This window comes from Roseobacter sp. TSBP12 (assembly GCF_009129705.1).
Taxonomy (GTDB): Bacteria; Pseudomonadota; Alphaproteobacteria; order Rhodobacterales; family Rhodobacteraceae; genus Celeribacter; species Celeribacter baekdonensis_A.
Genome location: NZ_PYIB01000004.1, coordinates 116889 through 130223, shown reverse-complemented (window position 1 = coordinate 130223; position 13335 = coordinate 116889). Strand labels below are relative to the sequence as shown.

Sequence of the window (13335 nt, the reverse complement as noted above, 5' to 3'; positions counted from 1 at the left end):
CGGTCCTTTAGACCCTTGTTTAATATCGGTCTTTAAGACCCTTGCGGGGTTTGGCCCCGTGTTTGATTTCAAACTCGTACCCCAAAGCCGGATTTGGCATCGGGGTTGAGGATAAGGCATAGGTCTCGGCGCGCAGAAAATCCATCAACTTTTTCGGGTCACCCTTAAATTGTGCCAATTTTTCCGGCCCGATCGGTGCTCCCACCGACACCCGCACGGGTGCGCCGATTTTGGCGCGGAATTCCCGGATCAAAAGCCCCATCCTCAGGGTCGTGTGCAGGTGGCTGGCCAATTGAAACAGCCGCGAATTGGCCCCGTCGAAATAGAGCGGCACCACCGTCGCCCCGGATTTTGCCACCATCTTTGCCGTAAAGGCCCGCCAGCCCGGGTCCATCGGCCGTCCCATCGGGCGCGCCGCCGTCGACACCGTGCCACCCGGAAAAATCCCGATGCATCCGCCTGCGTCCAAATAGGACAGTGCCTCCTTGCGCGTCGCCAGATTGAGCGCCACTGCCTCTTTCGTCTCTTCAAACGACACTGGCAGGATCACGCGGTCAATGTCTTCGGCACGTTTAAACACGCTATGGGCCAAAATCCGAAAATCACCCCGAACCACGGACAGGATATGCCCCAACATCAACCCGTCCAAAATGCCATAAGGATGATTGGCTACAATGATCAAAGGTCCGGTAGCTGGAATCGCATCCAACGCACCGTTGATCACCTCAAGCTCCAACCCATAGCGTTCAACCATCACCGCCCAGAAATCGCGCCCCTCGGCGACATCAAGGTTATACCCCTTCGCCCGCCGGATCAGCGACAAGCGCCCCGTCGCATTCTCCATCAACCGGATCAGAACCCGCCCCGTGCGCGTGCCCGCAGAACTGGCATAGGAAATATCGCGCGCCACCTGCCGCTCGCTCCATTTGGCCTTTTGCCATTTGGCCGTCGGACTGTGCCTCAGTTGCTCTTGCATGGCCCTACTGTCCCTTCCGTTCGCGGTCCACGACTATATCGCGTCCACGCCCAAAGGCCAATCGGCACGAACCCGCCAATGCACTGCCTTAAAAACTTGCATTTCCTTCGCTCGTCTCCGCCAATTTGTGTTAGCGCAATGCATTCCTCTTGCGATCTGTGCGAAAAACGCGAATGAAACGCCCAAATGACCTCACACCCACATTATGTTAGCGTAGGGTAGATGTGTGAGACTTAAATATGTGTGGTCTTTTAACAGGTGACGGGTATGGACTGGGACAAACTTAGAATTTTTCACGCCGTGGCAGACGCGGGATCGCTGACTCATGCAGGGGATACCCTGCATTTGAGCCAATCGGCCGTGTCGCGGCAGATACGCTCGCTCGAAGAATCACTCGGCACCACCCTGTTTCACCGACATGCCCGTGGGCTGATCCTGACCGAACAGGGCGAATTGCTGTTTGACGCCACCCGCTCCATGGCCAAACGTCTGGACGCCGCCGCCGCGCGCATTCGCGACAGCGAAGAAGAGGTTTACGGCGAATTGCGTGTCACCACCGCCACCGGCTTTGGCACGCTCTGGCTCGCGCCGCGCCTCTCCAAACTCTATGCCAAATATCCCGAGCTCAAAATCGACCTGATGCTTGAAGAACGCGTGTTGGACCTGCCGATGCGTGAGGCCGATGTGGCGATCCGCATGAAAGAACCGTCTCAGGCCGATCTGATCCGCAAACGGCTGATGAACATCCGGATGCGCCTGTTTGCCACCAAGGAATATCTGGCCGAACACGGCACACCGCTCACCATGGACGATCTTTCCACCCATCGGTTGATCTGCCAAAACCCGAACGCCCATCAAGTCGCCGCTGGCGCGCGGTTGGTCGAAGAGTTGAATGAACATGACATCCGCTCGAAACTTTTCGTGAACAATTATTTCGGCGTGCTTCAGGCCGTGCTCAACCATTTGGGGATTGGTGTTTTACCCGATTACCTTGTCGAAAGCGCGCCGGATCTTGTGCGTGTACTGCCCGATTTGGAAAGTGGCGAAGTGCCGGTGTTCCTCGCCTACCCCGAAGAATTGCGTCATTCCAAACGGATCGAAGTGTTTCGCGACTTCATCACCGAAGAAATCAGCGCCCATCGCAAGAACATGCGCGACGACGAAGGATCACACTGATCCGCATCTTTGACTTTTTGGTCAATGTTTTGCCGAGGTTACGCGAGCTATGCGCAATCAGCATATCGGCATTGCGTGAAATGTGATGAAAATACCTTGAACCGTTCACAAACCGCCCCTAAATGCATCAATGAAGCCGCCGAATGAGGCAACTCCTAGCGGCTTTACCTCCCTGTTGGACTTGGGCCGAGCTTTTGCTCGGCCTTTTTTTTTGACCGCCACCTTATGTGACCCCCGATTTTTTGACCCACGACTTTATTTGGCCGTCGCCATGCTCTGTCTCGGCGTCTCTCGCGGATTTGACATGTGCCTGCGCGCGCCTCACCAACACTCCTCCTCCAACACTTCCCCTCAAAGCACAGCTCCGATACCCCACAGCGCCGTTTAGCCCCTTCCCCATTGGCCCCACTTGCCTAAGAGAACGCGGGAAAGACAGCTGCCGCCGAGGGACATACTATGACCGAGCCAATGATCACCGAGGACCTGATCGCCGCCCACGGGCTCAAGCCGGACGAATACGCACAAATCCTGCGTATTCTGAACCGTGAGCCGAGCTTTACTGAGCTTGGGATTTTCTCGGCGATGTGGAACGAACATTGTTCCTATAAGTCCTCAAAAAAACACCTGCGCGGATTGCCCACAACCGGCCCGCAAGTGATCTGTGGTCCGGGCGAAAACGCCGGTGTCGTCGATATTGGCGACGGTCAGGCCGTGGTGTTCAAAATGGAAAGCCACAACCACCCCTCCTACATTGAGCCTTACCAAGGCGCGGCCACGGGTGTTGGCGGTATTCTGCGCGATGTGTTCACCATGGGCGCGCGTCCGATTGCGGCGATGAATTCGCTCTCCTTTGGTGTCAAAGATCATAAGAAAACCAAACAGTTGGTCCACGGCGTCGTCGAAGGTGTCGGCGGCTATGGCAACTGTTTCGGCGTCCCCACCGTGGGCGGCGAAGTCCGCTTTCATGCCGCTTATAACGGCAACTGCCTTGTGAACGCTTTTGCTGCCGGTCTCGCCGATGCCGACAAAATCTTTTATTCTGCCGCCTCGGGCGTCGGTATGCCCGTGGTCTATCTGGGGGCCAAAACCGGCCGTGATGGCGTCGGTGGCGCGACCATGGCCTCGGCTGAATTCGATGACACGATCGAAGACAAACGCCCCACCGTTCAGGTCGGCGATCCGTTCACCGAAAAATGCCTGATGGAAGCCACGCTTGAGCTGATGGTCACGGGCGCTGTGATCTCGATCCAGGACATGGGCGCGGCGGGTCTGACCTGTTCAGCGGTTGAAATGGGCGACAAGGGGCACCTTGGTATCCGCCTTGACCTTGAAAACGTGCCACAGCGCGAACCCAACATGACCGCCTACGAGATGATGCTCTCCGAATCCCAAGAGCGCATGTTGATGGTGCTCAAGCCCGAAAAAGAGGCCGAGGCCCGCGCGGTGTTTGAAAAATGGGACCTCGATTTCGCCATCGTCGGCGAAACCATTGCCGAAGACCGCTTCTTGATCATGCACAACGGCGAATGCAAAGGCGATTTGCCGCTCTCCACTCTGGCCTCCTCTGCGCCCGAATATGATCGTCCGTGGGTGCCGACGCCTGCCGCCGAACAGGTCGCAGATGTGCCGCAGATTGATCCGATTGATGGTCTCAAGGGTCTGATCTCCTCACCGAACTATTCGTCCAAAGCCTGGGTTTACGAGCAATACGACACTCAGGTCATGGCCGACACCGTGCGCGCGCCAGGTCTTGGTGCGGGCGTGATCCGCGTCCATGGCACCGGCAAGATGCTGGCCTTCACCTCCGATGTGACACCGCGCTACGTCAAAGCCAATCCGGTTGAGGGCGGCAAACAGGCGGTGGCCGAAGCCTATCGCAATCTGATCTCCGTCGGCGCGACCCCCTTGGCGACCACCGATAACCTCAACTTCGGCAACCCGGAAAAGCCCGAGATCATGGGCCAGTTTGTCGGCGCGCTCGATGGCATCGGTCAGGCGGTGTCCTTCCTCGACATGCCGATCGTGTCGGGCAACGTCTCGCTGTATAATGAAACCGACGGCGAGGGCATCCTGCCGACCCCGACCATCGGTGCCGTGGGTCTGATCGCCTCCGAGGACGATCTCATTTCCGGTCTGGCGCAAAATGGCGATGTGGCTGTTTTGATTGGCGAAACCCATGGTCACCTCGGCCAATCCGCGCTTTTGGCCGAAGTCTTCCACCGCGAAGATGGCGATGCGCCGCATGTTGATTTGGCAACGGAAAAACGCAATGGCGAATTCCTGCGCACCCATGGCAAACTGATCAACGCGGTCACCGATCTCTCCGATGGCGGGCTGGCTTTGGCGGCGTTTGAACTCGCCGACGAGGCTGGCGTTGGCGTGCATCTGGACAGCGACGACACCGCCACGCTCTTTGGCGAAGACCAAGCCCGCTACCTCGTGGCCTGCACCTTTGATCAAGCCGAAGCCCTCATGGTCGCGGCAGGTCAAGCCGGGGTTGCCATCTCCACGGTTGGCAAATTCGGCGGCGATACCGTCAGCATGGGTGGTGCCTCCGCGCCTCTCGCGGAGCTTTCCACGATCTACCGCACCAGCTTTGGCGAGATCTTCGGCTAAGTCTTTCGCCGCGAGACACACACAATCAGGCCCGCGTTCGCGCGGGTCTGTTCCGTTATAAGGACCCCGGATGGACCTGCCCGATCTCGCCTCTGATTGCTCCAACTGCGCGGCGCTGTGCTGTGTTGGGCTGACGCTCGACAAAGGCGATCTTTTTGCCTTCGACAAACCGGCGGGTACACCCTGCCCCAATCTCAAAGGTCATCTTTGCTCGGTTCACTCTGAACTGAACGCCATCGGCAATCCCGGCTGTGTGCTTTATGATTGCGCCGGGGCCGGGCAACGGGTGACACAGATGCGCTTCAACGGCGAAAGCTGGCGCGATGCCCCCGAACTTTTGCCCGCCATGATCCGTGATTTTGAACGGCTGCGGCCGCTGCACGAACGCATGACACAACTCGTGGCCGCCCAACACCTCGCCCTCCCGCCCGCGCTTGAAACTGAGCGCCTCGCACTTTTGACCCGTCTATCGCGGGCCTGGTCCGACACGGACAAAATGGCGGCGGCGTTTGACACCTTTATCGACGCCCTGCGTCAAGGTGGCTTCGAGTGATCTCACCAAACCCGCTTGCAGCGCCGCGCCCGCGCCCTTACATTTGGCCCAACACCAAAGATCAAGGAGCGCCATTCATGGCCATCACTGCCACCGACATCGAACACCTGATCCGCGAGGCCTTTCCCGACGCCCATATCGTTGTGCAAGGCGACGACGGGCAACATTTCGCCGCCGAAGTGGTCGATGCATCGTTTGCGGGGATGAACCGGGTGCAACAACAGCGTGCCGTCACTGCCGCGATCCGTGAAAAACTCGACAGCGGTGAATTGCACGCCCTCGCCTTGACCACCCGCGCCCCCGAATAAGTCCCTCACCCACATCCGTGCTGAGCGACAGCTGAAAGGATACTCCAATGACTGCCCAAGACACCATCCAAAAGACCGTGACCCATAATGACGTTGTGCTGTTTATGAAGGGCACGAAAATGATGCCGCAATGTGGCTTTTCGTCAAAAGTTGCGGGCATTCTCAATTTCATGGGTGTGGACTATGCCGATATCGACGTGCTGGCCGATGCCGATATTCGCCAGGGCATCAAAGAGTTCTCCGACTGGCCGACCATCCCGCAGCTTTACGTCAAAGGCGAATTTGTCGGCGGCTGTGACATCGTGATCGAAATGACCTTGTCAGGCGAGTTGGATCAGATGTTCGCGGACAAAGGCGTTGTGTTTGATCAAGACAAAGCTGAACAAATCCGCGCGGCCAACGTCTAAGCCACGCAAGCCCCAAAGAAAAAGGCGCGATGGGTTCATCCCGCGCGCCTTTTTTCATACCGGTTTTCATGCCGCTGAGGGCCGTATCGTTCGCGCTATTCAGCCACGTTGCAAAAGGCAAAAAGCGTCACGGACTCGCCGTAGTTGGCGTCAAAGTAACTCAGCGTTGCCGTGTCGCCCTTGGTCCACCACTCATAGCCAGAGGCCCCTACGGCTTCTGCATAGCGCGCGCCTGAGGCCGATACCGCCTGTGACAAGGAGATCAGCCGCCCTTCGGCATAGATCACCGCAGCGGGGGCGTCATCCGTGCCGGTGTAAACCGCATCAATACCAACGCCGCGTTCACAGACGTAGTGAAAGACCTCCGGCGCGGCGGCCATCTGTGGCATCTCATCCGCCATCGCCACCCCCGCACACGGCACAAGGGCCGCCGACAGGATCAAATCCTTAAATCGCATCTTTTACGCCCAACCGCTCTTCAAACGCCGCCGCCATGCTTTCCGCCCGCGCCGCCATTTCGGCCAAAGTATCGGTCACCTCGATGGGCACCACGGGCACTTCGACCCGCTCGGGTGCCGGGGTGGGACGGGCGCGCATTTCTTCGATCAAGGCTTCTTGTGCCCCAAGTTTGGCCTCAAGCGCGCGCATCTGTTCTTCAAGCCCTGCGGTCTTATCCGCCAACATCAAGCCCGCCATCAATAGCATCCGCTCGGCGGGCAAACGCCCGATTTGGCTCGACAACACCGAGGCCTCATTGTCCAAAAGCTGGGCGGCGGATTTGAGAAAATGCTCCTCACCCGCTTGGCAGGCGACCTCAAACTCACGTCCACCGATCGAGATTTTCACTTCGGGCATATCACACCTCCTCGTTGGACAGGTCAGACGGCGCAGGCACGTCGGTTGGCGCGGCCCCATTGGCCACACGCGCCATAACTGCGCGCAGCTCGGTCAGGATCGCATCCATTTCGGTCACATCCGCCTCGCGCGCCACTTTGAGCGCCTCAAGTTCGGTGCGCATCCCGGCATCAATCAGCGCCGCATCACCAAGCCCTTGCGCATTGGCGGCCCGAAGCCCGGCATTGTTTTCGCGCAATTGCGTGTTCACCAACCGCAGTTTTTGCATCTCGCGGTCATGGTCCATCAGTTGCCGCCGTAGCGTCTCGACCTCTTCTTCGAGCGCCGCCACATGGTGTTCTTGCCGATCATGGATCGCCCGGACCCGCTCTTCGAGCTGGGTGTTGGCGGCTTTTTCCACCTCCAACGCCTCGGTCAACCGGCCCAGTTCCAGTTCCATCGCTTCAGAAGCGATTCCCCCCGTCGTCGCCTCAGCACGCTCCTCGGCCACAGCCACAGCCCGCCCAATGCGTTCCAGCGCCGCGGTGATCCGGGCTTCGAATTCAGAAATATCATTCATCGCCGTTCACTCACACTTTGACTTTCTTTGTCTCTGCTCTGTTTGGTCCAAGTGACAGGCTGGACCTTTCCCCGCCCCGCTTTGGTGCCAAAACCAGAAACTTCCTTTGGCATCAAAGGCGAAGCGCACGGGCCTCATCCTATCGCACTTGATTCGAGAGCCTAGCGCATGGGGCAGGCTTTACCAATATGTCTGACCAAGTTAGCCCCAAACACCGGCGAAAAGGGGCAGATGTCCCGCTCAAACGCCCGCGCCGCCTTGCACTTTGCTGTCACATCGTTATCACGAAGCCGGAAAAGCCAAGGAATGCGGGGCTTACGCGCGCGACTTGGTTGTTTTGGGAGAGCAAGGAGATCCGCTTATGGACATCGCAACCCTGCGCGAGGCGCACCCCGACCATTGGATGCGCGCCACCGCCATCCGCACGTTGACCCTCGATGCCGTTGCCGCCGCCAATTCCGGTCACTCCGGGATGCCGATGGGCATGGCCGATGTCGCCACTGTTTTGTTTGGCAAACACCTGAAATTCGACGCCTCCGCCCCGACATGGCCGGACCGGGATCGGTTCATCTTGTCTGCGGGCCACGGCTCGATGTTGATCTATTCCCTGCTCTATCTCACCGGCTACAAAGAGATGCCGATTGAGGAGATCAAAAATTTCCGTCAGATGGGCGCGAAAACCGCCGGTCACCCGGAAAACTTCCTGCTTGAGGGCGTTGAGACCACCACCGGCCCGTTGGGTCAGGGCATTTCCAATGCTGTCGGCTTTGCCATGGCCGAAGAATCCCTGCGCGCACGGTTCGGCTCGAAACTTCAGAACCACTACACCTATTGTATGGCCGGTGACGGTTGTTTGATGGAAGGCGTGAGCCACGAGGCCATTGCGCTGGCCGGTCGCCAGAAACTCGGCAAGCTCATCGTGTTCTGGGACAACAACAACATCACCATCGACGGCACCGTCGATCTGTCCGACCGCACCGATCAGGTGATGCGCTTCAAAGCGGCGGGTTGGCATGTACAGTCCATTGATGGCCATGACCCGGAACAAATCGACGCCGCCATCGAGGCCGCGAAGAAGTCCAAAAAACCGTCGATGATCGCCTGCAAAACCCACATCGCTCTGGGTCACGCGGCGCAAGACACCTCGAAAGGCCACGGCGCATTGACCAATGCCGATCAATTGGCCGCCGCCAAAGCCGCTTACGGCGTCACTTGGGGTCCGTTCGAAGTGGCCGCCGATGTGAAAGCCGAATGGGAAGCCATTGGTGCCCGTGGTCACGAAGATCACGCCGCATGGAAAGCCCGTTTTGACGAGCAATCCGAACGCCGTCAGATCGAATTCAACCGGGTGTTTGCAGGCGAGGTGCCGAAAAAGCTCTCCGCCACGATCAAAGCGTTCAAAAAACAAATCTCCGAGTCGCAACCGAGCCTTGCCACCCGCGCCTCGTCGCAAAAGGTGCTTGAGGTGATCAACCCGATCATGCCGGAAACCATTGGCGGTTCGGCCGATCTCACCGGCTCCAACAATACGCTGACGGCGGATATGGGCGTGTTTGACGAGACCAACCGCAAGGGTCGCTATGTCTATTACGGCATCCGTGAACACGGCATGGCCGCCGCGATGAACGGCATGGCGTTGCATGGTGGCATCCGTCCCTATGGCGGCACCTTCTTCTGTTTCACCGACTACGCCCGCCCCGCGATGCGCCTGTCGGCGTTGATGCAGATCCCGGTGACTTACGTCATGACCCATGACTCCATCGGCCTTGGCGAAGACGGTCCGACCCACCAGCCGGTCGAACATCTCGCCATTTGCCGCGCCACGCCGAACACCTTGACCATCCGTCCCTGTGACACGGTCGAGACGGCGGAAGCGTGGGAAATCGCGCTGACCTCGCAGAAAACGCCGTCTGTCTTGGTGCTGACCCGTCAAAACCTGCCAACGCAACGTGTCGAGCATAAAACCTCCAACCTCGTGGCCAAAGGCGCCTATGTGCTGGCCGAAGCGGAAGGCAAACGCGACGCGATCCTCATCGCCACCGGCTCTGAGGTTGAGATCGCCATGGAGGCCCGCAAAATCCTGCAAGACAACGGCATTGGCACCCGTGTCGTTTCCATGCCCTGCATGGAGCTGTTTGCCGAGCAAGACGAAACCTACCGCCGCAAGGTCCTGCCCGCAGGTCCGGTGCGTGTTGGCATTGAGGCGGCTGTGCGCGATGGCGGTTGGGATCGTTGGCTTTTGGGCGAACGTGGCCGCGAAGCGAAACAGGCGTTTGTCGGCATGACCCGCTTTGGCGCGTCCGCCCCGGCCGAAGAGCTTTACGCCAAATTCGGCCTCAGCGCGGAAAATGTCGTAGCTCAAGTCAAGGCGCTGTTGGGCTAAACCGCCCCACATCAAGATCACAAAAGCCCGCGCCACATGCGCGGGCTTTTTCATGGTCTGACGCCTCTGTGAATTGACGTTTTGGCGCACAGTGATGTTCATACGCCCATGCATATTCTTGCCCTTTCAGGCAGCACTCGCCGCGCCTCCACCAACACCGCCTTGCTCAATGCCCTGTCTGCTGTTGCGCCTGAGGGCATGAAGATCACCATATGTGACGGGCTGGGGCAGTTGCCGATCTTTTCGCCTGATCTTGAGGGGCCTGATCGCCCCAAAGCCGTGTCGGATTTCATCGCCCAGATCAAAGCCGCCGACGGGGTGATCATCGCCAGCCCCGAATATGTCCGCGCCCTGCCCGGCGGATTGAAAAATGCTCTGGATTGGTTGGTCTCCGGCGAGGAGTTAATTGGCAAGCCCATCGCTTTGGCCCATGCTTCTCATCGTGGTGAGGATATGCTGACCGACTTGCGTCGGGTGCTCTCGACCCTGTCCACCGGCTTTGCGGCGGATATTTTTCTGCGCGTCCCGGTGATGAAATCATCGCCTGAGGACATTCATGCGCTGGTGACCCACCCAGACACAGCCCAAGACGCCCGCGCCTTTTTGATCCGCTTTTCCGAGTGGGCACATAGCCTCGCCCCCTCCCGTTAACCCCATCGACGCCAAATCACTGTGCAGTGTTTGCGCTAACCTTTATGTTTTCGCTAACATGTTGGCGCTAAAGACTTTTCCTATGCAGCATACGCCCGTATACCACGCTCAACATCCTGCCGGTCTGCGAACCGCGGCCCCTGCCACTCGCCGCACAAAACACCGCTCTAAAGACCGCACAGAAACCGCACGGACGGCGGGCAATGCCCCGCCAACAGAGAGCTCGGGAGACGCAAGAATGACCATCAGACTTGGGATCAACGGTTTTGGCCGCATCGGTCGCTGCACCTTGGCACATATTGCCGAGGCCGGCCTCAATGAGGTTGAAGTGGTGAAAATCAACGCCACCGGCCCGATCGAAACCAACGCGCATTTGCTCAAATACGATTCTGTCCATGGCCGCTTTGGCGGCACCGTGCGCGTTGAGGGCGACACGATGGATCTGGGCCACGGCCCGATCAAAGTCATGTCCACCTACGATCCGCAGGAGTTGGATTGGGAGGGCGTTGACGTTGTGCTCGAATGCACTGGCAAATTCAACGACGGCCTGAAATCCGCCGTTCACCTTGAGCGCGGCGCGCGCAAAGTGTTGATCTCGGCGCCTGCCACCAATGTCGCGCGCACCGTGGTTTTCGGCGTGAACCACCGCGATATTTTGGCGGAAGACCGGATCATTTCCAACGGCTCTTGCACCACCAACTGCCTCGCGCCCTTGGCCAAAGTGTTGAACGACGCCATCGGCATTGAAAGCGGGATCATGACCACGATCCATAGCTACACCGGCGATCAATCCACCCATGACCGTCGCCACAAAGACCTCTACCGGGCGCGTGCCGCCAGCATGGCCTTGATCCCGACCTCGACCGGGGCGGCCAAAGCGCTGGGTCTGGTGTTGCCGGAACTTGCGGGCAAATTGGACGGCACCTCGATCCGCGTCCCGACCCCGAACGTCTCCGCCGTCGATCTGACCTTTCAGGCCAGCAAGGACGTCACCGTTGCGGATGTGAACGAAGTCGTGCGCCAAGCCGCCGCCGGTCACATGGGCGCGGTGCTGGGCTATGATCCGGAGCCGAAAGTGTCGATCGACTTTAACCACACCACCGAATCCTCGATCTTTGCGCCCGATCAGACCAAAGTCGTCGGTCGCACCGTGCGCGTTCTCGCTTGGTATGACAACGAATGGGGCTTTTCGGCGCGGATGGCCGATGTCGCCGCTGCGATGGGCCGCCTGCACTAAGCTCACTGGGCGCACGCCCCCACAGGTTTTGAGGTCCGGCATCACTTTGCCGGGCCTTTTTTTGTTTTTTTGATCTGAACCCTTTTTTTCTTTACCTCCCTGACGCATTGTTCGGTCAAAGAAACAGTTAGCGCTACACATGACCAACCAAATTGCCGTCGGGCTCGCCATTGTGATTTTGATCGCGCTCGGTCTTGATTTTGGGCTGAACGGGGGGCACGGCTCTCTTTTTCTGACCCGTAAGTTTCTTGAATTGCTGCAATTGGTCGCCTTCTGGCGATGAAAGTCGCATTCCGGTTGACCTTTTCGCTCGGATCGTGATGTTAGCGATAACAACGAATTGCTCACGAATTTCTCCATGGCGGGATTTGCCACAGCGCACCATCATGGATCTCATCTGAGAGGGCCCTCTCCCATCGCCCTCTTTCCTGCCAAAGCGTCATAGGAGGTGCTGATATGGCCGTAAAAGTTGCAATCAACGGATTTGGACGAATTGGGCGTAATATTTTGCGCGCGATCATTGAGTCGGGTCGCACCGACATCGAAGTGGTCGCGATCAACGATTTGGGCCCGGTCGAGACCAACGCTCACCTGCTCCAATACGACTCGGTGCATGGCCGTTTCCCGGTGGAAGTCACCTTTACCGAAGACTCCATCGACGTTGGCCGTGGCCCCATCGCAGTGACCGCCATCCGCAACCCGGCAGACCTGCCCTGGTCGCATATTGACGTTGTGCTCGAATGCACCGGCATTTTCACCTCGAAAGAAAAATGCCAAGCGCACCTCGAAAACGGCGCCTCGCGCGTGTTGATTTCGGCCCCCGGCACCAATGCCGACAAGACCATCGTTTACGGTGTGAATCATGACCAACTGAGCGCCGATGACATCGTCGTCTCGAACGCCTCTTGCACCACCAACTGTCTCGCGCCGGTGGTCAAAGTGCTCAACGACAATATCGGCATCGTCAAAGGCTTTATGACCACGATCCACTCCTACACCGGCGATCAGCCGACGTTGGACACGATGCACAAAGACCTCTACCGCGCCCGTGCCGCCGCTTTGTCGATGATCCCGACCTCAACCGGGGCTGCCAAAGCCGTGGGTCTGGTTTTGCCGGAACTCAATGGGAAACTCGATGGCGTTGCCATCCGCGTGCCGACCCCGAATGTCTCTGTCGTCGATCTGACCTTTGAAGCCGCGCGCGACACAACGGTCGAAGAGATCAACGAGCTGATCCGCACCGCTGCAAACGGCCCGCTCAAAGGCATCCTCGGCTACACGGACCGCAAACTGGTGTCCTCGGACTTCAACCACGATCCGCACAGCTCGACCTTCCATTGCGATCAGACCAAAGTCATGGAGGGCACCATGGTGCGCATTCTGACGTGGTATGACAACGAATGGGGCTTTTCAAACCGTATGGCCGACACCGCCGTCGCTATGGGCAAATTCCTGTAAGCGAGCGGTTACAAACGCAGCTATCCCGCGCGAACGGGAAGTGGGCGCTCCGAGCCTTTGGGTTCGGGGCGCTTTTTTTCGCTTTGCGGTCGAATCGGATCCACCTCCTCTTGCGTTCTCCTGCCCTGCGGCTATTTCAGAACAAACCCTCCAAAC

14 protein-coding genes are annotated in these 13335 nt (G+C 58.4%); 10 read left to right on the top strand and 4 right to left on the bottom strand.

Annotation, left to right across the window (positions count from 1 at the left end):
• Positions 1 to 19 precede the first annotated feature (19 nt).
• Positions 20 to 976, bottom strand: coding sequence for a lysophospholipid acyltransferase family protein (locus C8029_RS01655; RefSeq protein WP_009571508.1), 957 nt, complete (start codon positions 974 to 976; stop codon positions 20 to 22).
• Positions 977 to 1243: 267 nt separating this feature from the next.
• Here C8029_RS01655 and C8029_RS01650 point away from each other — a divergent pair, with 267 nt between their 5' ends.
• The 5 genes from C8029_RS01650 (at position 1244) to grxD (ending at position 6036) form a co-directional block, all read left to right on the top strand.
• Positions 1244 to 2152, top strand: a complete 909-nt coding sequence (locus tag C8029_RS01650; protein ID WP_009571509.1) for a LysR family transcriptional regulator — start codon at positions 1244 to 1246, stop codon at positions 2150 to 2152.
• Between the two features lie 456 nt (positions 2153 to 2608).
• Positions 2609 to 4768: a phosphoribosylformylglycinamidine synthase subunit PurL gene (purL, locus tag C8029_RS01645; protein ID WP_009571510.1), complete on the top strand. Its 2160-nt coding sequence runs from the start codon at positions 2609 to 2611 to the stop codon at positions 4766 to 4768.
• 70 nt (positions 4769 to 4838) lie between these two features.
• Positions 4839 to 5321 carry a hypothetical protein gene (locus tag C8029_RS01640; RefSeq protein WP_009571511.1) on the top strand — a complete coding sequence of 161 codons (483 nt, stop codon included), beginning with the start codon at positions 4839 to 4841 and terminating at the stop codon, positions 5319 to 5321.
• A 77-nt stretch (positions 5322 to 5398) separates the two neighbouring features.
• Complete coding sequence (locus C8029_RS01635; RefSeq protein WP_009571512.1) at positions 5399 to 5629, top strand: BolA/IbaG family iron-sulfur metabolism protein; 231 nt, start codon at positions 5399 to 5401, stop codon at positions 5627 to 5629.
• Positions 5630 to 5676: 47 nt separating this feature from the next.
• Positions 5677 to 6036 (top strand): Grx4 family monothiol glutaredoxin, encoded by a 360-nt coding sequence (gene grxD / locus C8029_RS01630; RefSeq protein ID WP_009571513.1) that lies wholly within the window; start codon positions 5677 to 5679, stop codon positions 6034 to 6036.
• Positions 6037 to 6131: 95 nt separating this feature from the next.
• On the opposite strand, the gene C8029_RS01625 is transcribed toward grxD, so the two are convergent.
• The 3 genes from C8029_RS01625 to C8029_RS01615 are packed head-to-tail and all read right to left on the bottom strand — an operon-like array spanning position 6132 to position 7450.
• Positions 6132 to 6494 carry an MliC family protein gene (locus tag C8029_RS01625; RefSeq protein WP_009571514.1) on the bottom strand — a complete coding sequence of 121 codons (363 nt, stop codon included), beginning with the start codon at positions 6492 to 6494 and terminating at the stop codon, positions 6132 to 6134.
• Positions 6484 to 6891, bottom strand: a complete 408-nt coding sequence (locus C8029_RS01620; protein ID WP_009571515.1) for a cell division protein ZapA — start codon at positions 6889 to 6891, stop codon at positions 6484 to 6486. The genes C8029_RS01625 and C8029_RS01620 overlap by 11 nt, the downstream gene beginning before the upstream one ends.
• Before the next feature lies 1 nt (position 6892).
• Positions 6893 to 7450 (bottom strand): hypothetical protein, encoded by a 558-nt coding sequence (locus C8029_RS01615; RefSeq protein WP_009571516.1) that lies wholly within the window; start codon positions 7448 to 7450, stop codon positions 6893 to 6895.
• A 361-nt stretch (positions 7451 to 7811) separates the two neighbouring features.
• Here C8029_RS01615 and tkt point away from each other — a divergent pair, with 361 nt between their 5' ends.
• The 5 genes from tkt (at position 7812) to gap (C8029_RS01595) (ending at position 13179) form a co-directional block, all read left to right on the top strand.
• Positions 7812 to 9833: a transketolase gene (gene tkt, locus C8029_RS01610; protein WP_009571517.1), complete on the top strand. Its 2022-nt coding sequence runs from the start codon at positions 7812 to 7814 to the stop codon at positions 9831 to 9833.
• A 108-nt stretch (positions 9834 to 9941) separates the two neighbouring features.
• Complete coding sequence (locus tag C8029_RS01605) at positions 9942 to 10484, top strand: NADPH-dependent FMN reductase (RefSeq protein WP_009571518.1); 543 nt, start codon at positions 9942 to 9944, stop codon at positions 10482 to 10484.
• Positions 10485 to 10722: 238 nt separating this feature from the next.
• Complete coding sequence (gene gap, locus C8029_RS01600; RefSeq protein ID WP_009571519.1) at positions 10723 to 11721, top strand: type I glyceraldehyde-3-phosphate dehydrogenase; 999 nt, start codon at positions 10723 to 10725, stop codon at positions 11719 to 11721.
• Between the two features lie 139 nt (positions 11722 to 11860).
• Positions 11861 to 12004 carry a hypothetical protein gene (locus tag C8029_RS21925; protein ID WP_040402006.1) on the top strand — a complete coding sequence of 48 codons (144 nt, stop codon included), beginning with the start codon at positions 11861 to 11863 and terminating at the stop codon, positions 12002 to 12004.
• A 173-nt stretch (positions 12005 to 12177) separates the two neighbouring features.
• Positions 12178 to 13179, top strand: a complete 1002-nt coding sequence (gene gap / locus C8029_RS01595; protein WP_009571520.1) for a type I glyceraldehyde-3-phosphate dehydrogenase — start codon at positions 12178 to 12180, stop codon at positions 13177 to 13179.
• Positions 13180 to 13335: the final 156 nt, after the last annotated feature.